At 36.0% G+C, this 20,642-nt stretch carries 26 protein-coding genes, 3 tRNA genes and 1 pseudogene; 21 read left to right on the forward strand and 9 right to left on the reverse strand.

Annotated features, from left to right (window positions below):
* The first annotated feature begins 26 nt into the window (after positions 1-26).
* From NSR00_RS14080 to tsaD, 7 genes are all read left to right on the forward strand, one after another.
* Positions 27-103 (forward strand) — tRNA-Met (locus NSR00_RS14080).
* A 2-nt stretch (positions 104-105) separates the two neighbouring features.
* Positions 106-181 (forward strand) — tRNA-Asp (locus NSR00_RS14085).
* 152 nt (positions 182-333) lie between these two features.
* Positions 334-1,341 carry a thiamine-phosphate kinase gene (thiL, locus tag NSR00_RS14090; protein WP_130158241.1) on the forward strand — a complete coding sequence of 336 codons (1,008 nt, stop codon included), beginning with the start codon at positions 334-336 and terminating at the stop codon, positions 1,339-1,341.
* Entirely contained in the window at positions 1,328-1,804 is a 477-nt protein-coding gene (gene tsaE / locus NSR00_RS14095; protein WP_130158243.1) for a tRNA (adenosine(37)-N6)-threonylcarbamoyltransferase complex ATPase subunit type 1 TsaE, read from the forward strand. Before thiL ends, tsaE begins: the two co-directional genes overlap by 14 nt.
* On the forward strand, positions 1,785-2,480 hold the full coding sequence (gene tsaB, locus NSR00_RS14100; protein ID WP_066248096.1) for a tRNA (adenosine(37)-N6)-threonylcarbamoyltransferase complex dimerization subunit type 1 TsaB: 696 nt from the start codon (positions 1,785-1,787) through the stop codon (positions 2,478-2,480). Before tsaE ends, tsaB begins: the two co-directional genes overlap by 20 nt.
* Complete coding sequence (gene rimI, locus NSR00_RS14105) at positions 2,450-2,929, forward strand: ribosomal protein S18-alanine N-acetyltransferase (RefSeq protein ID WP_063388681.1); 480 nt, start codon at positions 2,450-2,452, stop codon at positions 2,927-2,929. Before tsaB ends, rimI begins: the two co-directional genes overlap by 31 nt.
* A complete protein-coding gene (gene tsaD / locus NSR00_RS14110) occupies positions 2,929-3,957 on the forward strand; it encodes a tRNA (adenosine(37)-N6)-threonylcarbamoyltransferase complex transferase subunit TsaD (protein ID WP_063388682.1) in 1,029 nt (342 codons plus the stop codon). Before rimI ends, tsaD begins: the two co-directional genes overlap by 1 nt.
* A gap of 263 nt (positions 3,958-4,220) precedes the next feature.
* Here the strand turns inward: tsaD and NSR00_RS14115 are convergent, their stop codons facing one another.
* Positions 4,221-6,143, reverse strand: coding sequence for an ABC-F family ATP-binding cassette domain-containing protein (locus tag NSR00_RS14115; protein WP_340789486.1), 1,923 nt, complete (start codon positions 6,141-6,143; stop codon positions 4,221-4,223).
* Between the two features lie 311 nt (positions 6,144-6,454).
* Here NSR00_RS14115 and NSR00_RS14120 point away from each other — a divergent pair, with 311 nt between their 5' ends.
* From NSR00_RS14120 to tatC, 3 genes are read left to right on the forward strand one after another with little or no spacing between them, the layout of a single operon-like run.
* Positions 6,455-7,096, forward strand: a complete 642-nt coding sequence (locus NSR00_RS14120) for a redox-sensing transcriptional repressor Rex (protein ID WP_063388684.1) — start codon at positions 6,455-6,457, stop codon at positions 7,094-7,096.
* Positions 7,097-7,110: 14 nt separating this feature from the next.
* Positions 7,111-7,284 (forward strand): twin-arginine translocase TatA/TatE family subunit, encoded by a 174-nt coding sequence (locus tag NSR00_RS14125; RefSeq protein ID WP_063388685.1) that lies wholly within the window; start codon positions 7,111-7,113, stop codon positions 7,282-7,284.
* Positions 7,285-7,306: 22 nt separating this feature from the next.
* A complete protein-coding gene (gene tatC / locus NSR00_RS14130) occupies positions 7,307-8,053 on the forward strand; it encodes a twin-arginine translocase subunit TatC (protein WP_130158248.1) in 747 nt (248 codons plus the stop codon).
* A gap of 92 nt (positions 8,054-8,145) precedes the next feature.
* On the opposite strand, the gene NSR00_RS14135 is transcribed toward tatC, so the two are convergent.
* Both NSR00_RS14135 and NSR00_RS14140 read right to left on the reverse strand, forming a co-directional pair.
* Positions 8,146-8,349, reverse strand: coding sequence for a YdiK family protein (locus NSR00_RS14135; protein ID WP_063388687.1), 204 nt, complete (start codon positions 8,347-8,349; stop codon positions 8,146-8,148).
* Between the two features lie 4 nt (positions 8,350-8,353).
* Complete coding sequence (locus NSR00_RS14140; RefSeq protein WP_063388688.1) at positions 8,354-9,085, reverse strand: CPBP family intramembrane glutamic endopeptidase; 732 nt, start codon at positions 9,083-9,085, stop codon at positions 8,354-8,356.
* Between the two features lie 248 nt (positions 9,086-9,333).
* On the opposite strand from NSR00_RS14140, the gene groES reads away from it, so the two are divergent.
* The 7 genes from groES to NSR00_RS14175 all read left to right on the forward strand — a co-directional run bounded on the left by groES (position 9,334) and on the right by NSR00_RS14175 (position 14,140).
* On the forward strand, positions 9,334-9,618 hold the full coding sequence (groES, locus tag NSR00_RS14145; RefSeq protein ID WP_063388689.1) for a co-chaperone GroES: 285 nt from the start codon (positions 9,334-9,336) through the stop codon (positions 9,616-9,618).
* A 53-nt stretch (positions 9,619-9,671) separates the two neighbouring features.
* Entirely contained in the window at positions 9,672-11,294 is a 1,623-nt protein-coding gene (groL, locus tag NSR00_RS14150; protein ID WP_063388690.1) for a chaperonin GroEL, read from the forward strand.
* A 189-nt stretch (positions 11,295-11,483) separates the two neighbouring features.
* Positions 11,484-11,783 carry a hypothetical protein gene (locus NSR00_RS14155; RefSeq protein WP_339194060.1) on the forward strand — a complete coding sequence of 100 codons (300 nt, stop codon included), beginning with the start codon at positions 11,484-11,486 and terminating at the stop codon, positions 11,781-11,783.
* A gap of 21 nt (positions 11,784-11,804) precedes the next feature.
* A complete protein-coding gene (locus NSR00_RS14160; RefSeq protein WP_082830345.1) occupies positions 11,805-12,092 on the forward strand; it encodes a hypothetical protein in 288 nt (95 codons plus the stop codon).
* Positions 12,093-12,393: 301 nt separating this feature from the next.
* Positions 12,394-12,468: transfer RNA gene (locus NSR00_RS14165), tRNA-OTHER, on the forward strand.
* 96 nt (positions 12,469-12,564) lie between these two features.
* Complete coding sequence (locus tag NSR00_RS14170) at positions 12,565-13,107, forward strand: type II toxin-antitoxin system PemK/MazF family toxin (RefSeq protein ID WP_082830346.1); 543 nt, start codon at positions 12,565-12,567, stop codon at positions 13,105-13,107.
* 460 nt (positions 13,108-13,567) lie between these two features.
* Positions 13,568-14,140 carry a hypothetical protein gene (locus NSR00_RS14175; protein ID WP_340789489.1) on the forward strand — a complete coding sequence of 191 codons (573 nt, stop codon included), beginning with the start codon at positions 13,568-13,570 and terminating at the stop codon, positions 14,138-14,140.
* Positions 14,141-14,559: 419 nt separating this feature from the next.
* On the opposite strand, the pseudogene NSR00_RS14180 reads toward NSR00_RS14175, so the two are convergent.
* Both NSR00_RS14180 and NSR00_RS14185 read right to left on the reverse strand, forming a co-directional pair.
* A pseudogene (locus NSR00_RS14180) lies at positions 14,560-15,676 on the reverse strand (IS3 family transposase).
* Positions 15,677-15,869: 193 nt separating this feature from the next.
* Entirely contained in the window at positions 15,870-16,376 is a 507-nt protein-coding gene (locus NSR00_RS14185) for a hypothetical protein (RefSeq protein ID WP_339194069.1), read from the reverse strand.
* A 514-nt stretch (positions 16,377-16,890) separates the two neighbouring features.
* On the opposite strand from NSR00_RS14185, the gene NSR00_RS14190 reads away from it, so the two are divergent.
* Positions 16,891-17,448 (forward strand): substrate-binding periplasmic protein, encoded by a 558-nt coding sequence (locus tag NSR00_RS14190; RefSeq protein WP_063388943.1) that lies wholly within the window; start codon positions 16,891-16,893, stop codon positions 17,446-17,448.
* A 72-nt stretch (positions 17,449-17,520) separates the two neighbouring features.
* Here NSR00_RS14190 and NSR00_RS14195 read toward each other — a convergent pair whose 3' ends face one another.
* Both NSR00_RS14195 and NSR00_RS18135 read right to left on the reverse strand, forming a co-directional pair.
* Complete coding sequence (locus NSR00_RS14195; RefSeq protein ID WP_339194073.1) at positions 17,521-17,742, reverse strand: helix-turn-helix domain-containing protein; 222 nt, start codon at positions 17,740-17,742, stop codon at positions 17,521-17,523.
* 238 nt (positions 17,743-17,980) lie between these two features.
* Entirely contained in the window at positions 17,981-18,466 is a 486-nt protein-coding gene (locus NSR00_RS18135; protein WP_445206415.1) for a YrvL family regulatory protein, read from the reverse strand.
* Between NSR00_RS18135 and NSR00_RS14200 the strand changes: the two genes are divergently transcribed.
* Complete coding sequence (locus NSR00_RS14200; protein WP_157727888.1) at positions 18,375-18,584, forward strand: hypothetical protein; 210 nt, start codon at positions 18,375-18,377, stop codon at positions 18,582-18,584. The genes NSR00_RS18135 and NSR00_RS14200 overlap by 92 nt on opposite strands.
* Before the next feature lie 28 nt (positions 18,585-18,612).
* Here the strand turns inward: NSR00_RS14200 and NSR00_RS14205 are convergent, their stop codons facing one another.
* A complete protein-coding gene (locus NSR00_RS14205; protein ID WP_340789491.1) occupies positions 18,613-19,080 on the reverse strand; it encodes a hypothetical protein in 468 nt (155 codons plus the stop codon).
* Positions 19,081-19,114: 34 nt separating this feature from the next.
* Positions 19,115-19,573: a hypothetical protein gene (locus NSR00_RS14210; RefSeq protein WP_232515643.1), complete on the reverse strand. Its 459-nt coding sequence runs from the start codon at positions 19,571-19,573 to the stop codon at positions 19,115-19,117.
* A 517-nt stretch (positions 19,574-20,090) separates the two neighbouring features.
* On the opposite strand from NSR00_RS14210, the gene NSR00_RS14215 reads away from it, so the two are divergent.
* The gene (locus NSR00_RS14215) at positions 20,091-20,402 is read left to right on the forward strand and encodes a transposase (protein ID WP_339194083.1); all 312 of its coding nucleotides are present in this window, start codon (positions 20,091-20,093) and stop codon (positions 20,400-20,402) included.
* Between the two features lie 95 nt (positions 20,403-20,497).
* A complete protein-coding gene (locus NSR00_RS14220; protein WP_257790163.1) occupies positions 20,498-20,629 on the forward strand; it encodes a hypothetical protein in 132 nt (43 codons plus the stop codon).
* Positions 20,630-20,642: the final 13 nt, after the last annotated feature.

The following is a 20,642-nucleotide window of genomic DNA, read 5'->3' on the forward strand; positions in this document are numbered from 1 at the left end:
ATTTGAATATAAGCTTTCTAAATTATCGCGGGGTGGAGCAGTCCGGTAGCTCGTCGGGCTCATAACCCGAAGGTCGCAGGTTCAAATCCTGCCCCCGCAACCAATGGTCCCGTAGTGTAGCGGTTAACATGCCTGCCTGTCACGCAGGAGATCGCGGGTTCGATTCCCGTCGGGACCGCCATTACAACAATATACGAACAACTAACGAAACGTTCAACGTTTCGTTTTTTTATTTTATGAATATCTTGGATAAGCTAAACATATGCGGTAAACTATACAAGAGGATTGAATTGGATTCTTTAGGAGAGCATCTTTTAAAGAAAGAGGTTTTATATGTCAATTCAGGATGAATTTGAGTTTATCCGAAGTATTCGGCCAGCACATTATTTTCATGAAGGCCTTGTTGTCGGAATAGGTGACGATGCCGCAGTTTACACACCGAATAAAGGTTTTCAGCAAATAGTCTGCACAGACACAATGGTCGAAGGGGTTCATTTTTTACGTAAAACAATGGAGCCTTTTGATATCGGCTTTAAATGTTTGGCAGTGAACATTAGTGATATTGCCGCAATGGGCGGGATTCCAAAGTATTTTTTAGTTTCCATTGCGATTCCCTCTCGATGGCACGAGAAAGACTTACAATCTATATACAAAGGAATGGCAGATGCCGCAGAAAAATATAAAGTGGATTTAATCGGTGGAGATACTGTTTCTATTGCTGATCACCTCGTCATCACCGTCACCTTGATTGGAGAAGTTGAACGCGGGAAAGCCCAATTGAGAAGCTCAGCAAGACCGGGGGATGTGGTTTTTGTTACGGGTACTCTGGGGGATTCAGCTGCTGGATTGCACCTTCTATTAAACGATGAGTTCAATTTGCCGGAGGACGATTATCAATATTTAGTATCTCGCCATAGACGTCCGAAGCCGCAAGTAAAAGCGGGCAGGATTATTTCTGAAGTGGATCGGGCAAGCCTTAATGATATTAGCGACGGTATTGCAAGCGAATTGAATGAGATAGCTGTCATGAGCAACGTACAAATCGTCGTACATAAAGATCTTCTTCCATTAAGTGATTCAATACAATTATTGCCGTTAGAAAAGCAATTTGAGTGGGCTATCACTGGAGGGGAAGATTTTGAACTGGTAGGAACGACTTCTAAACATTCCTTTGAAGTGTTGAAAAAAAAATGCGAGCAAGAAGGAATACGCATAACGAAGATCGGAGAAGTATTTGAAGGCAGCCCATCGGTTTATTTGCAAGAAAAAAATATTCGCAAACGGCTATTAAGCAAAGGCTACAATCATTTTAAAAAAGGTGATTCATTTGGATCAATTTGAAATAAAAACGACAAATCCTGAAGAGACAGGGAATATGGCGATGAAGCTGGCTCAGCACTTACAAGCGGGCGATGTAATTACGCTTGAAGGAGATCTTGGAGCAGGCAAAACTACATTTGTGAAAGGACTGGCAAAAGGTTTGGGCATTGGCAGAACAGTGAGCAGTCCTACTTTTACAATCATGAAGGAGTATACAGACGGCAGACTGCCGCTTTATCATATGGACGTTTATCGGATTGAAAATAGCGATGAGGATTTAGGGTTTGATGAGTTTTTTGATGGAGACGGTGTAACAGTTGTAGAGTGGGCGCATTATATAGAAGATCAACTGCCGGAGGAAAGACTGGATGTATTCATCCGTTACATTCAGGACAATACAAGATCTCTAATTTTTAGGCCGAAGGGAAAAAGATATATTAAGCTGTGTAAGGAGTTTTTTACTGATGACGGTATTAGCGATTGATACATCAAACGACTGTTTAGGCATTGCGTTAGTAGACGAAACTAAAATTATTGGCGAATATATGACGAACTTGAAAAAAAACCATTCTGTTCGTGCAATGCCGGCAGTTGATTATCTTTTGAAAGAGTGCCACGTTCAGCCCAGCGACTTAACAAAGATTGTGGTTGCCCAAGGTCCTGGCTCTTATACTGGTGTGCGAATCGGTGTAACAATTGCTAAGACGCTTGCATGGGCTAGAAACATTCCTTTAACGGGCGTTTCCAGTCTTGAAGTGCTTGCGCTGAACGGGCGTTTTTTTGACGGATTGATTTGCCCTTTATTTGATGCAAGAAGAGGACGAGTTTATACCGGGCTGTATGAATTTAAAGAAAACATACTTTGTGTGAAAGAAGACAGAAATATTCTGCTAGAAGATTGGTTGAATGAAATAAAACAGCTCAAAAAGCGGGTGCTCTTTTTAGGGAATGATGTTTCTCTTCATTTAGATCTGATCAAAGAAATAATGGGTGAGTTGGCAGTCATCGGGGATCCGTCATTGCACCAGCCGCGTCCGGGATTGCTAGGTTTGCTGGGAATGACTAGAGAAGCAGTCAATGTTCATCAGTTTGTGCCAAATTATTTAAGGTTAGCAGAGGCGGAAGCGAAATGGATCGAGCAGCAAAAAACGTCAACATGATTAATAATCAAGTAAATGTTCGAAAAATGACAGTTGAAGATATACATCGTGTTTATGAAATCGAACAGCTGTCATTTTCGGTTCCTTGGACAAAGGAATCATTTTATCGGGAATTGGTCCATAACCATTTTGCTACTTATTTAGTAATAGAATATGAAGGAAAAGTTGTAGGTTATTGCGGTTTATGGGTGATTGTTGATGATGGGCAGATTACCAATATTGCTATTTCTCCAGCGTATCGGGGAAAAAAGCTGGGAGAGACCCTGCTTAGAAGCGTTTTAAACGTAGCAAAAGAAAAAGGAGCCAAAACCGTTACATTAGAAGTCCGAGTTTCGAATACGGTTGCGCAATCATTATATAAGAAATTGAATTTTGAACCAATCGGAATCCGGGAAAACTATTATACGGATAACCAAGAAGATGCGATATTAATGCAGGTGAATTTATAATGAAAGATCGATTAATTTTAGGAATTGAAACAAGCTGTGATGAAACAGCAGCTGCCATTGTGAAAAACGGAAAAGAAATTGTTGCACAAGTCGTTGCTTCCCAAATTGAAAGCCATAAACGTTTTGGTGGAGTCGTTCCAGAAATCGCTTCACGCCATCATGTCGAGCAAATTACTCTCGTATTAGAAGAAACGTTAAAACAGGCGAATCTTTCGTATCACGATTTGAACGCCATAGCCGTGACAGAAGGACCGGGGCTGGTTGGTGCATTATTGATTGGAGTCAATGCCGCAAAGGCTTTAGCTTTTGCGTATGATCTTCCACTAATCGGAGTACATCATATTGCAGGACACATTTATGCGAACCGTCTTGTGAAAGAATTTTCTTTCCCGCTGATTGCATTAGTTGTTTCCGGCGGCCATACAGAGCTTGTCTATATGAAGGAGCACGGTTGTTTTGAGGTGATTGGGGAAACACTTGATGATGCAGCAGGAGAGGCTTATGATAAAGTAGCGCGAACATTAAACCTGCCTTATCCGGGCGGGCCTCATATCGACAGGCTAGCACATGAAGGAACTGCTTCCATTGATTTGCCGCGAGCATGGCTTGAAGAAGGCTCGTTTCATTTTAGTTTCAGCGGGCTGAAGTCAGCGGTGATTAACACTCTTCATAACGCGGCGCAAAGAGGGATCACGATAGATCCGAAAGATATGGCTGCAAGTTTTCAGCAAAGTGTTGTAGAAGTTTTAGTGGAAAAAACTGTTCGTGCCAGTGAGAAGTATCAAGCTAAGCAAGTTCTTTTATCAGGCGGAGTAGCAGCGAATAAAGGATTAAGAACTGCTATGGAGGAAGCATTCAAAAAGAAAAAAGGGATCGACCTTGTCATTCCACCATTGTCCTTATGCACAGATAATGCGGCCATGATTGCAGCTTTCGCTGATGTACTTTATGAAAAAGGAATTTTCGGTGATTATCGCATGAATGCTCATCCTGGATTGGAATTAACGTCATATATAGAGGCAAAATAGGGTCGAATGAACAGCGGCCCTATTTTTTTGTTTTAACCACAGGTTATCCACAAAGAAAATCTTCATTTTGGATAAATAAGACGAAACATTGAAATAGAAGAAGAAAAAACAAGGTGAAACATGTGGATAACTAAAGGGGTTTGTTGTGGATAATGTGAACAAATAAGAAAAATATTATAAGGTAAGGAACTAATGATGTGGATAACTGTTTGAGAGAAACATGCTGAAGGAAACAAAATAAATAAAAAACCGGCATGAGCCGGTTATTCAGAAAGAAGTGATTCCCATTCCTCTATCAGCTGATCTAGTTGTTCCGTTAACATGACATTTTGATCATGAAGTTTTTGAGCTTTTTCATGATCTTGGTATATATTTGGATCGCAAAGCATTTCATTGTTTTCAGCGATCGCTTCTTCAATTTCTGCTATTTTGTTTTCAAGTTCTTCAATGCGGCGCTGTCTTTGCCGTTCCTTTTTTTTCAATATTTTTTCTTGTTCATAAGATAATTTTCCTTGTTTTTGCTCTTTGGTTTCGATAGTTGGTTCTTTCAACTGTTCAAGCTCGATCATCTCCGCTTTTTTTGCAATGTAATAATCATAGTCCCCGATATATTCGGCAATGCCTTCTGTGGATAATTCAAAAATTTTGGTCGCGATTTTGTTGATAAAATAACGATCGTGCGAAACAAACAAGATTGTTCCAGGAAAATTTATCAGAGCGTTTTCCAATACTTCTTTGCTGTCGAGATCCAGATGATTCGTAGGTTCATCCATGATGAGAAAGTTAGCTTTTTTTAGCATTAATTTCGCTAAAGCGAGCCGAGCTTTTTCTCCTCCGCTTAAAGACGAGACGGTTTTCAGCACTTCATCTCCGGAAAAAAGGAAATTCCCTAAAACCGTTCGGATTTCTTTTTCTGTTTTTTCGGGATAGTCATCCCACAATTCATCTAAAACCCGTTTAGATGAAGACAAATCCGCTTGTTCCTGGTCATAATATCCGATTTGGACATTAGATCCAAACTGAATTTTTCCGCTCAGCGGCTTTAAGCGGTTGATGATCGTTTTTAATAAGGTAGATTTTCCAACTCCGTTTGGCCCTATTAAAGCAATTGAGTCCTTCCTGTTGATCGAAAAGTTAATATTTTTCACGATCGGAGTTTTTTGATCGTAGGAAAGGGACAAATCAATGGCTTTTAACACGTCATTGCCGCTTTGCTTTTCGATTTCGAAGGAAAAGCTGGCTGACTTCTCGTCCCCAGCGGGTCTGTCCAGTATTTCCATTTTCTCAAGCATTTTCCTTCTGCTTTGCGCACGTTTCGTTGTCGATGCTCTTGCTAAGTTTCGTTGAATAAAATCTTTCATCCGCGCGATTTCTTCTTGCTGTTTTTCAAATTGTTTTAATTCCCTTTCGTACGCTTCCGCTTTTTGTTTTAAATAAGTGCTGTAATTCCCAACATACTTCGTACAAACTGTTCGTGATATTTCATAAACAGTGTTGACAACGCGATCTAAAAAGTACCGGTCATGGGAAACAATTAGAACCGCTCCATTATAATGCTGTAAATATTGTTCGAGCCAGTTTAATGTTTCCATGTCGAGATGGTTTGTCGGCTCGTCGAGTATGAGCAGATCCGGTTTTTTCAACAGGAGCTTTCCGAGTGCTAACCGGGTTTTTTGTCCTCCGCTCAAAACCGAAATTTTAGTTGAATAGTCGTAATCAGCAAACCCTAATCCATGCAGCACAGAACGGATATCCGCCTCATATTGATATCCGCCATTTTCTTTATATAAATGTTGGAGTGAATCATATTCCTTCATTAAGCTTTGCAAAGCATGAGAATCTCCAGCTGAGGAGATAGCTGCCATTTTTTGTTCAATATTTCGCAGCTCAGCTTCGATGTTCCGCAGCTCTTCAAAAACGGTTAGCATTTCATCCCATATTGACTTAGTTGATTCTAATCCTGTGTTTTGTGCCAGATAGCCGATTGTTAAATCTTTTGGCTTCACAATTTCACCAGAATCAAAGGGCATTTCACCGGCAATGATTTTCAATAATGTTGATTTTCCGGCTCCATTGCGGCCTACAACGGCGATTTTATCTCCTGTTTGGATTTCCAGCTTAATATTCGATAAAATAAGGTCAGCACCATAATATTTTGTGATTTTGTTTAACTGCAATAAAATCATCCATAGTTCACCTCAATCTTTGCTAGAATAAGTGTAGCCTATATATTTGACTGCAGGCAACTGACCTGATGAACAAAAGGACAAGAAATTGTAACAATCGTTCAAAAGACACGAATAAAAAAATAGTGTATAGTTTTTATATAAGGAGAGTTTGGAGAAAAAACAAATAAAAAGAAATGTAGACGGAGAAGAAGATCAGGATGGAAGCGTTATCAGTCTGATATTGTTTCATACAGGCGAGCAGCCGCTTGCTAGAAAACATAGTTAAAAACAAAATTAGTCAGGTTGTTTTGGATTGCGAGGGATGAGCATTGAATCAAGATCAATCTAAGATACCGCAAGCAACTGCAAAAAGATTACCTCTATATTATCGGTTTTTGCAAAATTTACATGCCTCGGGAAAACAACGTGTTTCCTCTCAAGAACTGAGTGAAGCAGTAAAAGTAGATTCTGCGACAATTAGAAGGGACTTTTCATATTTCGGAGCGCTGGGCAAAAAAGGTTATGGATATAATGTCAATTATTTGTTATCATTTTTTAGAAAGACGCTTGACCAAGATGAGTTGACCAAAGTTGCCCTCATTGGCGTCGGAAATTTGGGAACAGCTTTTTTAAATTACAATTTTACAAAAAATAACAACACACAAATTGTTATTGCATTTGACATTAATAAACGAAAAGTAGGAATGAAAATTGGTGGAGTTCCAATTTATCATTTGGATCAGCTAGAAAGTGAATTGCCTGATGATGTGCCTGTTGCGATATTAACGGTCCCGGCAACTGCCGCTCAAGGAATAACGGATCGGTTAGTGGAAAAAGGCATAAAAGGCATTTTAAATTTTACGCCGGCTCGCTTAAATGTTCCGGATAAAATTCGGATTCATCATATCGATCTATCTGTTGAACTTCAGGCTCTTGCATATTTTTTAAAACATTATTCGAATGAAGATTGAAGGAGCGATATTAAATGCCAACAATTGGAATTGGAAGCTTGCTGTTGATTGTATTTGCAGCTCTGCTTGTTTTCGGGCCGAAAAAACTTCCTGAGCTTGGAAAAGCTATAGGAGAATCATTAAAGGAGTTTAAAAGTGCCACGAAGGGCTTAGCAGACGATGATGAAGAAAACAAGAAAAATGAATAGCAAGAAGAATGGATGAATAATGATGAGCGAAAAAAAAATGTCTGTGTTGGAGCATATAGCGGAGCTTAGAAAACGGCTGATTATTGTAGTCGTTTTCTTTTTCGTTGCTATGATTACTGGCTTTTTCATAGCGAAGCCAATTATTGTTTTTTTACAGCAAACTGATGAAGCAAAGCAATTCGCCTTAAATGCTTTTCGTCCTGCAGATCCATTGATCGTTTATATGCAGTTTACATTTATTATTGCTTTAATTCTAACTTTCCCTGTTTTATTGTACCAGCTTTGGGCGTTTATCAGCCCAGGACTGTATGAAAAAGAAAGGCGGGTCACATTAAGTTATATACCGTTGTCGGTTGCTTTATTTCTTTTAGGTATAAGCTTCTCTTATTTTATTTTGTTTCCTTTTGTCATCGATTTTATGGGGCGGCTTTCCAATGATTTAAACATTCAACAAATGATAGGAATAAATGAATACTTTCGTTTCCTGCTGCAGTTAACATTGCCTTTCGGACTGTTGTTTCAGCTTCCCGTTGTCATTATGTTTTTAACAAGACTCGGGATCATCAATCCGGCGTTTTTGGTAAAGGTTAGAAAATATGCGTATTTTGTATTGCTTGTTATCGCAGCGATCATTACGCCGCCTGAAATTGTGTCGCATTTAATGGTCACGATTCCGCTATTCATTTTGTATGAAATAAGTATCATTGTTTCAAGATTTGCTTACAAAAAAGCACAGTCTTCTCAAATAAAAGAATCAGATCAAAAGTAAAACCGATGGGCTGTTATAAACATATCCCTGTCAAGTAGACAGTATAGGCTTTTTTCCTACTGTCTACACAAGAGGGATAATATCATTACACCTCATCGGTTGTTTTTTGCTTTCCGAATTTTATATGAGAAAGTGAACATGCGGATGGAAACAGCAAAATCAAACGTGGCTAAAATCATTAAAATCATATTTGTAGCTGTCCACATACCATTTTCAGCATGATGAATTGCTAAATATGTAAATAGAACTCCCATGATAAAATAGAAGAGTCCCATGGAAACGGGATGAAAATTCATAATCTTAGCTGCCTCCAATAATGATTTGTATTTGTTCCATTTGCTTCATCATGTTTTCAATCTCATCATGATAAATTGTTTGAATGATGACTACGATTGTATTCATCATTGTATGGGCAAAAATAGGGACTAATATGCGTTTTGTTTTATAATATAAAAAAGCGAACGTAAATCCCATTGCTGTATAACGCAATAAAAGTTCAGGCTCCCCATGCACGATGCCGAACAATAGCGAGCTGACAAGCGCGCCGATCCAAAAATTCGTTTTTTGATAAATCACCCCGAAAATAATTTTTCGGAAGATAATTTCTTCAAGAATCGGTCCTATTATTGATGTGACAATAATCAAATAAGGCGTTGCTTCAATTAAATCCATAATAACTTGAGTATTTTCCGACATCGGATTAACTTTAAGTACATATATTTCAATATTGCCAACGATTGTTTGAATGAAAAAAGCTAAAAAAACTCCGAAAACAGCCCATATGGCAGATTCGCCGAAAGAAGCTTTTTCAATCCGGACATTATTTTTTCGTTCATGACGAAGGAGAAATAAAATAATGACAAACGCAGCAGTAAAACTTGTAATCGACCAATATGCTTGCGCTTGAAAAAGTCCTGCATTGAGATTTTCATCGACGCCAACACCCAGTTCATAAAAAAGGGGAACTCCAATATAGGATGAGAGCTGCATAATGATGTACGTAATGATGATCCACCAATATTGCTTTTTCACGAATAGTTCTCCTTTATAAAAGATTCATATGACTATTTTAACACACAATGTTTTAAAGAAAGAAAAACAATTTTGACAAGGTAAGCACTTAATGGTGGATGTTAAAATTTTTTTAAAAGAGACTTGAAAAATAGAGGAGGTTTCTTTAATATAATAATTGGTGTTAGCACTCGATAGCAATGAGTGCTAATAATGAATAAGGAATAAATTTTGAAAATCTCAAAAGATATTTGAGGAGGTTGTTTCCCTTGTTAAAGCCATTAGGTGATCGCGTTGTAATTGAACTTGTTGAAACAGAAGAAAAAACAGCAAGCGGCATCGTATTGCCTGACACAGCTAAAGAAAAACCTCAAGAAGGTAAAGTAGTAGCAGTTGGTACTGGTCGTGTATTAGACAGCGGTGAACGTGTTGCAGTTGAAGTTGCTGTTGGCGATCGCATTATCTTCTCAAAATACGCCGGCACAGAAGTAAAATATGACGGCAAAGAATACTTAATTTTGCGTGAAAGCGACATTTTGGCTGTGATCGGCTAATAGAGACAGCCCAATATCATAGACAATTTAAATTTTGAGGAGGTTTTCGCAACATGGCAAAAGAAATTAAATTCAGTGAAGAAGCACGTCGTGCAATGCTGCGTGGTGTGGATAAATTAGCAGATGCGGTTAAAGTTACTTTAGGACCAAAAGGCCGTAACGTTGTTCTTGAGAAAAAATTCGGTTCTCCGTTAATTACAAACGATGGCGTTACGATTGCAAAAGAAATTGAATTAGAAGATCCATTTGAAAACATGGGTGCAAAATTAGTTGCAGAAGTTGCTAGCAAAACAAACGATGTTGCTGGGGACGGTACAACTACTGCAACAGTTTTAGCTCAAGCAATGATCCGCGAAGGACTTAAAAACGTAACAGCTGGCGCAAACCCAATGGGTGTACGTAAAGGAATTGAAAAAGCAGTTGCTACAGCTGTTGAAGAATTAAAAGCAATTTCTAAACCAATTGAAGGAAAAGAATCAATTGCTCAAGTTGCTGCTATTTCTGCTGCGGATGATGAAGTAGGTAAATTAATTGCTGAAGCAATGGAACGTGTTGGTAACGATGGCGTTATCACTATTGAAGAATCTAAAGGTTTCACTACTGAGCTTGACGTTGTAGAAGGAATGCAGTTTGACCGCGGATATGCTTCTCCATACATGGTAACAGATTCTGATAAAATGGAAGCTGTTCTTGAAAATCCATACATTTTAATTACTGACAAGAAAATCTCTAACATCCAAGAAATCTTGCCAGTTCTTGAGCAAGTTGTACAACAAGGCAAACCTTTATTAATCATTGCTGAAGATGTTGAAGGCGAAGCTTTAGCAACATTAGTTGTGAACAAACTTCGCGGTACATTTAATGCTGTAGCTGTAAAAGCTCCTGGATTCGGTGACCGCCGCAAAGCAATGTTAGAAGATATCGCCATTTTAACAGATGGTGAAGTTATTACAGAAGATTTAGGTTTAGATCTTAAGAGCGCTACTATTTCTCAATTAGGCCGCGCTGCAAAAGTTGTTGTAACGAAAGAAACAACTACAATTGTTGAAGGCGCAGGCGCAAGCGACAAAATTGCAGCTCGCGTAAATCAAATTAAAGCTCAATTGGAAGAAACAACTTCTGAATTTGATAAAGAAAAACTTCAAGAGCGCTTAGCAAAATTAGCTGGCGGCGTAGCAGTTATCAAAGTTGGTGCCGCTACTGAAACAGAATTGAAAGAACGTAAACTTCGCATCGAAGACGCTCTTAACTCCACTCGTGCAGCAGTGGAAGAAGGAATTGTCTCCGGTGGTGGTACAGCTCTAGTTAACGTTTACAAAAAAGTTGCTGAAATTGAAGCAGAAGGCGACGTTCAAACTGGTGTAAACATCGTTCTTCGCGCTTTAGAAGAGCCAGTTCGCCAAATCGCTCACAACGCTGGTTTAGAAGGCTCTGTTATCGTTGAACGCTTGAAAAAAGAAGAAGTTGGAATCGGCTTTAACGCTGCTACAGGCGAATGGGTGAACATGATCGAAGCTGGTATCGTTGACCCAACAAAAGTAACTCGTTCTGCTCTTCAAAACGCAGCATCCGTTGCCGCTATGTTCTTAACAACTGAAGCAGTTGTTGCTGACAAACCAGAAGAAAACAAAGGCAACGGCAACCCAGGCATGCCTGACATGGGCGGAATGATGTAATAATTGCAGTGAACTAGTCACAGAAACAAATATATTCAATCGTAAGGACTACTTCCTATAAAAAGGAGGTAGTCCTTTTTTGTTGCTCAAATTTGCATATCAAGATTTTTTAGAAGATCGGAAATTCAAAAACACAACAAAAGCGAACATAAGAAATTATGAAACGCTTCTAGGTGAATTTATCAACTATTGATTGATGGTCAATATGCTTATAAGGAAGAAGAACTTTTTAAGCCGAATGAGGATATTTTAAAGAAATTTAATTATGATGAAAAAGCTGCACATGCCTACATAGACGAACAATGGAAAAAGAATGTGATTGAGTTTTTTAATGATAAACCTGAATATGCGGAAATGTATATGCATTACATAATTAATTTTAGGCAGTATAAAGAAGTTCCTTTTGATGATGATTTTTACCGTTATTGTACTTTGAAGTTGTTGCAGCAAGGCGATTGGATAGAGTTTGAGATTAAGAAGGTAATATAATCAATTAGAAAGGTGAATTGAATGAAAAAAATTGAAATTCCTAGTTTATTTAAATGTACTAAATGTGGTTTAAAAATCCCGTATGAGAAAGCTGGAGAAATGGAATGTGGACAGTGTTCGTTTGAGGATTGGGAGAATGGCTTTAAGGATAAACATGCTGTTTTTAGTGATTATTGTGATGCCGGGCAAGAAATATTTGATACATACGAGGAAGCAAAGGCAGAATTTGAACGAAGAAAAAATGATGAAAACGAAAATGGTGTAGATGTTTACTTATGCAAGGTAATTGAAGAATATCATGCTAAGTGAAAGGGAATAAATCAAATGTTTAAAATGATAGATCACAAAAAGTTATCACAGCTATTATTTCTTTGATGTGGTGTACTGTATTTGCGGCTTTAGCGTGTGGAATTGCTTGGTTGATTGAAACGCTATTTAAAGTAAATGTTAATTATTATGTAGCTGGTGGAATTGGCGTGTTTATTTATGTGTTATTGTTTTTGATTGCGTTGAACCAATATTTGTTTATGAAGAAATTTAGTAATGAGATTGAAAAGAATTGGTGATGAAAACTACATTCTGGGAATGTGGTTTTTTATTTTTTCTTTTTGGACTCGTAGCTCAACGGTTAGAGCAGCCAGTTTGAATACTGTGCGGTTTGCAGGTTCGAATCCTGCCGAGTTCACCGTAAAATGTGTTTTCTCTTGTCGAAGTTACTAGGAAATTCCTCCTATCATTCTCGAAATATGGTAAAATATAGAGAAGATTGGAGGATGATAGAATGAGTATTGAAGAAAAAATGTCAAAACTTGTTAAGGAAGTTCAAGATCTAAAACCAAAAATGAAAGAAGAATACTTTCCTAAAGCAGAGGGGATTATAAAAAATATACCTATTGAATGCTCATTACATGAATTAGCAATTCAAAATCAAAAAAAAAGAAATGCTAATCCTAATAAAATTCATCCTATTCAAGTTAAACGAGGTCAAATTTACAATGCTCTAATTGGAGAGAATATAGGTAGCGAACTCTGTGAAAATCATTTGGTCTTAATATTACAAAACGACACCGGAAATATGTTTGCTGATACCGTTAATGTATTAACGATTAAAGGTGATGGAAATAATATTAACGAAACGTTTCATGTCAAACTCACTAATAATGATATGTATTATGGCAAACTAGATAAAGATCCATCTAGAATAAATGTTACAGAAATACTAACAATTGATAAAGCTCGATTAGATAAAAGAGTAGGTAAGATAAAAAATGAATTATTCAAAGAAATAAATAAAAAAGTAAAAAATCAATTAGGTTTAAAATAAATCTATTGACAAACCCTTATATAATACTTTAAAATGGACTCATAAAATTTATTTAGCCTTAAACAAGGCAAATGGCTCAATCTTTTGAGTTTTGTTAGGGGGAGAAATTGTCTTCCCCAATTTCATTTAATAATCATATTTTTGTCAACAGTGCATAAAATATTTACACCATTTCAAAAAATTATTTAGTCACTTTAGTGACAATAGGCTTCCAAATGGAAGTTTTGTGTATCTTTGAAATGGGGCAGGAGTTTTGTCTCCTGCTTTTATCAGTCATTAAAGACCTCCTCAATAACCATATGGAGGTCTTTTTCGTTGTAAATTTTTTAAAAAAGAAGGAATTTTGTAATGCCCTATTGAATTATACTAACGTATAATTCAATAGTTAATCAAAAAATTAATAAAAATTGTGTATAAGCATCCTTTTTTCAGGGTGCTTTTTTTATTTGGAGGGAAGAAGATGATAAAAGCCAGTGATTTGTTTGAAATAAAGACGGAAACAGTAAGTGAATCTGATTATAGTGTAACATTTGCCCATTATATAAAGCTAAAAGGAACAGATGAATGGCAGTACATTGGAGCAGTACAGTATTTTGCCAATGGCGATATTGATTTAGTGGTGATGCAATTTATCAGGAGGGAAGAAAATGAACGAAATAAAAATAAAGTAAGAAAATGTTACTTGAAATACTTTCTTAAATTAAATGAGAATCATTTGTTAATATTAAGAGTTCTTCGTGATATTTGTATTGCTAATGATTATAACCTTCGTCAAATTGTATCAGTACATGAAGATTATCGAAATAATAAAAAAGAATATGATTACCTTCATAAGAAGGGTTATATCGACCTTTATTGTGATACTGTGAATGAATCAAATCGACATGCTTCATTAACCGAAAAGGGAATAAAATTTGTACTCAAAAATCTTGGCTTTCTGACTGATGATGAACTTGAACAATTAAAAGAAATTATCAATAATTCACCGAAAAATAATATAACAAGTGATCAACTTAAATTGATAAATAGATGATAAATACGCTGTGTTAGGAGATGATATATGAAGAATTTTTGTGTTGAGAAGATCGAATTTATTAATAATGAGGAGTTTAAGGTTATAGTGAAGCTTATACATAAAGGAGAAGAAAAATATTTTGTAAAAAACTTTGGTAAAGAATATGGAGAGGAGTATTAGCGAACTGGAACAGATTATGAAAGGAATTGTTTTTGATTGTATTTTAGATGGCGTGTGTAAATTGTAGACAATTCTTATTTTTTTAATTATATAAGTGAATTATTATATGTTTATATAAAACATCCTTTTTCATCTGGTAACAATGTTACATTTTCATTAAATAGATATTCGTTGTCTTCATCTCTGTGAATTTTTAAGTATAATCCAAAGTAGTAATACTCCCACTTTTTACATTAAATTGGTATGTCAACACTAAACTAGACAATTTTTTTGAGGTGTTTCTCTTTGTACTCCACCGGGCTTAAATACCCAAGTGTTCCATGTATTCTAATATGATTAAACCAATGAACATAATCATCTAATTCCAGTTTCAATTGGTCTAAATTTTCGAAATATCTACCCTTAACAAATTCTGTTTTGATAATTTTAAAGGTTGCTTCAGCTACTGCGTTGTCATAGGGGCAGCCCTTCATGCTTAACGACCGATTATCTGAAAAGTATCTAGAGCTTCATCAATTGTCTTGTTCTTGAATTCATTGCCTCTGTCTGTGTGGAATAATTGAATTTGCCGTAAATCTGCTTTCACGGTCGATAAAGCTTGGTAGACTAGCTGGGCATTTTTGTTCGGGCCTGCACTATGACCAATAATTTCTCGATTATAAAGATCGACAAATAAACAGATGTAATGCCAGCTTTTTTCTACTCTAACGTATGTTAAGTCACTAACCACAACTGTTAATTCTTTTTGTTGATCAAATTCTCGTTTTAACACATTTTCAACTTTTGATTCATTGCATTTATCTACATGAGGTTTAAAATGGGCAACCGTATAATTTGATACTAGCCCGTTTTCTTTCATGATTCTGCAAATTCTTCGTCTTGAGGCAATCATACCAAGCTTCTCTAATTCATGTTTGATTTTACGTGTACCATAGTTTTTTCGGCTTTTCTGGAAAATTTCCAGAATGGCGGCTGTCAGTTTATCTTCTGCATTCCTTTTTTCTTTTGCTTCGTAATAATAGGTGCTTCTTGGAAGTTGTAGGACATCGCACATTGCTGATATCGAGTATTTGTGTCTGTTATTCTTGATCACATTTACTTTTGTCCTAGTATCAGCGCGGCTTGCTTTAAAATATCATTCTCCATCAATAAACGCTTGTTTTCTTTTCGAAGCTGGATCAATTCATTTTCTTCTGGAGAACGATTGTCCTTTTCCTTAAATGAACCGGATGTTTGGCTTTGTTTGATCCATTTGTCCAAGGCTGAAGGCGTTAAATCATATTCACGAATAATATCTTTTCTTGGTTTCCCATTTTCATAAAGCTTGACCATTTGAGCCTTGAATTCTACAGTGAATGTTCGTCTGTTTCTCATTTTTAAACTCTCCTTAACTGTGGTAGTGTTGAAGTAGACCACCAAAACAGTGGGTTTGCGACGAAACTTGACATGGAGCTTCTGCGGGCATGCTTTCCCAGCCAGGAAGTCAGATGATGTGTTCATCTGTCTCGCCGACAAGGCTAGCATCCCCGCCACTCCACGTAAAGTTTCTAGTACGGATCCTTTATGTTTAATAAGCAGTATACCCAAATTTGGTGTTTAGTCTACTTGACCTTAATTTTATTGTCCAGTTAAGTGTAGCCGATTCAAATGTGTAGTCTTTGTTGGTTTCTCCATTAATCTTTAATTCAGGTTGAAAACTCATTGTAGTATTGTTAGCTGTTGCGTCAATCATTAAATCTTTGATAGCAGTATCGGATTTTCCAATATTATAAACGTCAATTTTTATTTTTAATTCTAAAAATGAAGCTTCATCGGGAGTTGCTATCTTTTCTACGTCAAAACCATTTTCATTTACAAAATTTTTATAGTAATTAAATTTTCCAGATGACTCATTGATCCCAGTTCTAATTTTAGGCTTATTTTGAATATAATCTTTGATTAAATTTAAACAAAAACCTAATACAACACCAATTAATGTCATGAAGGGTAATAATAACTTCATATTAATTAAATTTATTAAACAAAAGCCTAGTACAACTCCTATCAGTATCATGAATGGCAAAAGTAACTTCATATACTTACTCCTTTATTATTGTACTGTACAACATTAGGATTGAAGTCTACTCATAAAAGTTTATTCTTCCTCTTCAACCTCAACCAGTTCCGCAAGATCATCCACTTTATACCCTACAATTTTCGCTAAAATAAAGGCTTTCTCTAAAGTCGGGAAACTTACTCCATTTTTTCAATTCCAAAGCTGTTTTTGTTGCACATTTACGTGTTTTCGTATGTAATCATTCCGCAATTCACTCTTTTCAATTAGTTCCCCAATATTGCTTTTCAGTTTGTATTTTTTCATCACTCATCACCATTTAAAATAATTCCACTCGTTTCATTTTTTCCTTCGTCCAAAATAAATAATACAGTTATAAATAAAAAGAGTTAATGTAAAAAGATTATCCATTTCGTATTGTCCAAGTAAATGGACTAAAATTACGCTCATAAGGGACGGTAAGTTACCGTTCCTTTTTTGGTTCACATAGTAATGTTATAATTAGTAGGAAAATTTCGTAAAGAGGTGATTAAGTTTGAAAAAAAATTTGCTTTTAACAATATTTTGTTTGGTATTTATGAGTATGATAGGTTGCAGTTCAGAAAAAACTGTTGAAGAAAATAAAACAAAGGAAGAGCAACAAGTGCAAAGTAAAATTGAAAACAAGGCAAAGTACGATATAGATAAAATTATTGTTCCCGTTCAGACAGAATGGACAAACGATTTAAAAGTATATCGAGACTTTAATATCGCAGTAATAAAAGAAATGGCTCAATCAAATAATATTCCAGTTGAACTAAGAGAATTTCCTACATTTGACGATGTGATTATTGCTTTAAAACGTGGAGATGTTGATGTTGTGCCGGGTATTGATAACCTCGTAGAAACAGATTTAACTAAGACGTATACATATTTTACGGGAGCTATATATCTCCCTAATGGAGAAGAGTTTGTACCGAAGAAAAGCTATGCAATGGCAGTAAGAAAAAAAGATACAGAACTTTTAAAATTTTTCAATGATATGATCTTAAAGTTTAAAGAAACAGGTAAATTAGAAAAAATCCAACAGGAATATCTAGGAGATCGAAATTAAAGAGAATTTCGTTCAAAAAGGTAACCGTTTACGAATATTAACATGGACAATAGCGTTAATAATTAAGACCACTCATTTCGAGTGGTCTTTTTCATCATCAATATATTCAATAAGATCCTCAACTTTGCAATCCAAAGTTTTACACAACTTGTTTAAAGTATCAAACTTTATTCCATCAGTTCCCTCATTGTATATCTTTGCAATTCCATTCCGATGCAACCCTGTCATTCTTGCCACATCTGAAATCTTCAACCTTTTCTCTCCCATTATCCTTGAAAGATGTACTTTAATCATTATTTTATAATATCCCCATTGACTACTTTACACTTTTTTGTAACTATTTTATAATGTAAATATCTTAATTAAAATAGGAAGTAGTCAGTATGTTTTAAATATATTTATAACTGTGATTTATATATGTTTGGACATTGTTGGAAAAGTATGAACTTCAAAACTATTACTGATTCAGCAATACTTTATTGTTAAGCCCGCAAGGATTAAAAATATAACTCCTTCTTAACATTCATAATGTCTATCCTAACTTTTCCCTTGATATATCATCTAGGTTAGAAAAAAGAATGTCACATCCTAAGAATAGAAATGTAATAAAAAAGGATAAAAGTAACTCTCCTCCTTGAAATATGGATACATTACTTAGATGGCTATCTGTAACATACTGTATGGAGAAATAAACAGCTATCCATGCAACAGCAAACTCACATATGTAAGTTATCCACTTAGGGATTCTGAGAAATATTGAGAGTCCTTTTATAACTGCCATAAGTATAAGCATGTAAACAAGTGCTAATGCGCTTACCAATAAAGAAAATATATATAAATCGGATCGAGAGCTATAATTTACATAGTCGCCTAAGAAATGATTAACACCTAAAGAAACAAAGTAAATAATTAGGCTAGTAACAGCTATGACAAAGAATAAACAAAAGCCAATAAGGAGGATAAAGGATATAAATGCTAAGGTGTTTGGAGGATTATCTATAACACCCTTTTTAATCAAAAATAAAAACAAACCACAGGAAATAACCAAACATGAAAGTATAGATAGAGTTATTGCTGTAAAGATAGTCAAGTCATCTTTAACCTCCATTAGAAAAGTGCCATTAGCAGGGAACTAACAGCACTTTTTCTTAAATTTTTAATGCGTTAAATCAGCGCAACAATGAATTTTGCCAACGCTCTCGCCACATCAGGTGGACAGCCAATGCCTCTAAGTCCATTATAAAACTGATTCTCTGTCCATTTTTCGCCTTTATCCATCAACTTAGCTACTTTAGCAGAGTTTTTTCTAACCCATGCGGCGGCCTTTGGAGACAAAGGTCTTAGCATTTGCGATAAAGCCCATCCTCCTGAGCGGAGAGCTAATTTAAAGGCTTTATAACTCCAGGACACTGCGCCTTGAGTTTGAAAATTCCCATTAGCAGTAGCTACTGTTTTAACAGGTACATTCTGTGACTTGATAGCGTTTTGTATCCCTTTATGAACAGTCACTTTCACAGGAACAGGAGCAGATGACGCTGTTTTTTCAGATGCTAATGCACCTGATGTGCCTAAGAAAGATGTAAGAAGTGTAGCGCTTAGAACCACTGAAGCTATTCTCTTTTTATTTTTCATATATATTTGCCTCCTACTATTTTATGAACATTTTTTAATAAATTGCTTTTATTGCAATGGTTGTCCAATGCGGCATAGCTTTAGCACTTGAGTCAGAAAGTCCTGACTTTTTAAGCGATTTATATAGCTTATTTTGGACATCAGACCATCCAAAAGCAGAATACTCATCCAAAAGGTCTCTCAGTACCGGCTCAATATACTTTGAAAACCTTTTTTCAAGCTCAGTTCTTATTTTCTTTTCTGCAAACTTTTCTATAAGTTTGAAAAGCTTTGCTTTGTTTTTTAGTACAGCTCTAATAGCATCTTTGACAGGATTTTCAATGAGTAACTGAATCTTTGATGGTTGATTATCTATAGTATAAACAACAGATGAAGCTATTCCAGTGGGATTGGTATCATTTTCTTTAGTTTGAGGTGACTGGACAAAAGAAGTAGAGGCAGGAGCTAAAGAAGCAGTTACTATGAATCCTTTAGCTAGTCTATTGATGCTCATTTCCTCCCCTAATTAGTCGTATAATTAGTAGCAAACCAATGACCATGTATTTAGGTTACAACCTGTAATTGTTTGCTTTAGTATAAATTCCCACCTCCTCCTTGTTATCATTCTATCAACAGGAAAAATATAGGTGAATAGGAAAAAGGAACAATATTTATTTACATAATTTACACTCTTAAAAAAGTTCAAAAAGTGTAATTGCGGATAATAATGTATTTGTCATATCGGAGAAGTTTTAAGTATTAATAACAGAAACCATGTAAAAAACATAAAGATAACTTTTTAGAAAAAGTTTTCTAAGTGAAAAAACAATTACAGTAGAGGGAAAGATGGTAAAAGCCTTTTGCATCAATAAAATTATCTTTTTAAGGGTAAAACAGATAACAAAAAGGTAGCTAAATCCTTCTCTTAGCAGATAAGGAGAATTTACAATACCTATTTAGCCCCTAAATGAACTTGGACAATAAGAGTAAAAAATAATATACTGCTTAATGTACCAAGGAGGCTAAACAACATGACACGAACCAAACACTCCAAGGAGTTTAAATTACAAGTCATCAAAGAGGCACAGGAGACAGGCAATAACAGCCTTGTTGCCCGCCGTTATGAACTGAATTCCAACATGGTATCCCGTTGGGTGCGGGAATATAAAGATGGCAAATATGGTGATGTTGATGTCACTGTTTTGCCGGGCCTTGACCCGAAAGAAATATCCAAGGAAAATGAAAAGCTCAAAATATTGCTTGGTGAAAAAGACCTTGAAATCGCGATCTTACGCGACATGATAAAAAAGAAAAACCCTCACTTGCTGAAAAAATTGAAGTAGCCGACAACTGGATCCAAAAAGGCTATTCCATTTCCAAGGTGCTAAAGATTATAGGGATTGCTCGTTCCACCTACTATTATCAAAAGAGCTACCGAGTGGAAGAGAAAAAAGTGAGTGAGGGGCGTCCGGCACCAGGTTATTCCTTCACAGAAGACGGGCGAAAAGTATCAGACGAACAAATCAAAGAATTCCTGCTGGAGGAAATTGCAGGCGATGGCTTCAACTAGCAGGCATAATGCT

It is taken from the genome of Aeribacillus sp. FSL K6-8394, from assembly GCF_038008865.1.
Classification (GTDB): domain Bacteria; phylum Bacillota; class Bacilli; order Bacillales; family Aeribacillaceae; genus Aeribacillus; species Aeribacillus composti.

Excerpts from the sequence above, each read along its gene's own strand:
- NSR00_RS14205 (WP_340789491.1), bottom strand. The coding sequence starts at position 19,080 with ATGAAAAATAAAAAGAGAATAGCTTCAGTGGTTCTAAGCGCTACACTT.
- NSR00_RS14135 (WP_063388687.1), bottom strand. The coding sequence starts at position 8,349 with ATGAATTTTCATCCCGTTTCCATGGGACTCTTCTATTTTATCATGGGA.
- NSR00_RS14185 (WP_339194069.1), bottom strand. The coding sequence starts at position 16,376 with ATGAAGTTACTTTTGCCATTCATGATACTGATAGGAGTTGTACTAGGC.
- rimI (WP_063388681.1), top strand. The coding sequence starts at position 2,450 with ATGGATCGAGCAGCAAAAAACGTCAACATGATTAATAATCAAGTAAAT.
- NSR00_RS14210 (WP_232515643.1), bottom strand. The coding sequence starts at position 19,573 with ATGAGCATCAATAGACTAGCTAAAGGATTCATAGTAACTGCTTCTTTA.
- thiL (WP_130158241.1), top strand. The coding sequence starts at position 334 with ATGTCAATTCAGGATGAATTTGAGTTTATCCGAAGTATTCGGCCAGCA.
- tatC (WP_130158248.1), top strand. The coding sequence starts at position 7,307 with ATGAGCGAAAAAAAAATGTCTGTGTTGGAGCATATAGCGGAGCTTAGA.
- tsaD (WP_063388682.1), top strand. The coding sequence starts at position 2,929 with ATGAAAGATCGATTAATTTTAGGAATTGAAACAAGCTGTGATGAAACA.
- NSR00_RS14125 (WP_063388685.1), top strand. The coding sequence starts at position 7,111 with ATGCCAACAATTGGAATTGGAAGCTTGCTGTTGATTGTATTTGCAGCT.
- NSR00_RS14175 (WP_340789489.1), top strand. The coding sequence starts at position 13,568 with ATGATAAAAGCCAGTGATTTGTTTGAAATAAAGACGGAAACAGTAAGT.
- NSR00_RS14170 (WP_082830346.1), top strand. The coding sequence starts at position 12,565 with ATGAGTATTGAAGAAAAAATGTCAAAACTTGTTAAGGAAGTTCAAGAT.
- NSR00_RS14115 (WP_340789486.1), bottom strand. The coding sequence starts at position 6,143 with ATGATTTTATTGCAGTTAAACAAAATCACAAAATATTATGGTGCTGAC.
- NSR00_RS14215 (WP_339194083.1), top strand. The coding sequence starts at position 20,091 with ATGACACGAACCAAACACTCCAAGGAGTTTAAATTACAAGTCATCAAA.
- NSR00_RS14160 (WP_082830345.1), top strand. The coding sequence starts at position 11,805 with ATGAAAAAAATTGAAATTCCTAGTTTATTTAAATGTACTAAATGTGGT.
- tsaB (WP_066248096.1), top strand. The coding sequence starts at position 1,785 with ATGACGGTATTAGCGATTGATACATCAAACGACTGTTTAGGCATTGCG.
- NSR00_RS14195 (WP_339194073.1), bottom strand. The coding sequence starts at position 17,742 with ATGATTAAAGTACATCTTTCAAGGATAATGGGAGAGAAAAGGTTGAAG.
- NSR00_RS14200 (WP_157727888.1), top strand. The coding sequence starts at position 18,375 with ATGACAAAGAATAAACAAAAGCCAATAAGGAGGATAAAGGATATAAAT.
- groL (WP_063388690.1), top strand. The coding sequence starts at position 9,672 with ATGGCAAAAGAAATTAAATTCAGTGAAGAAGCACGTCGTGCAATGCTG.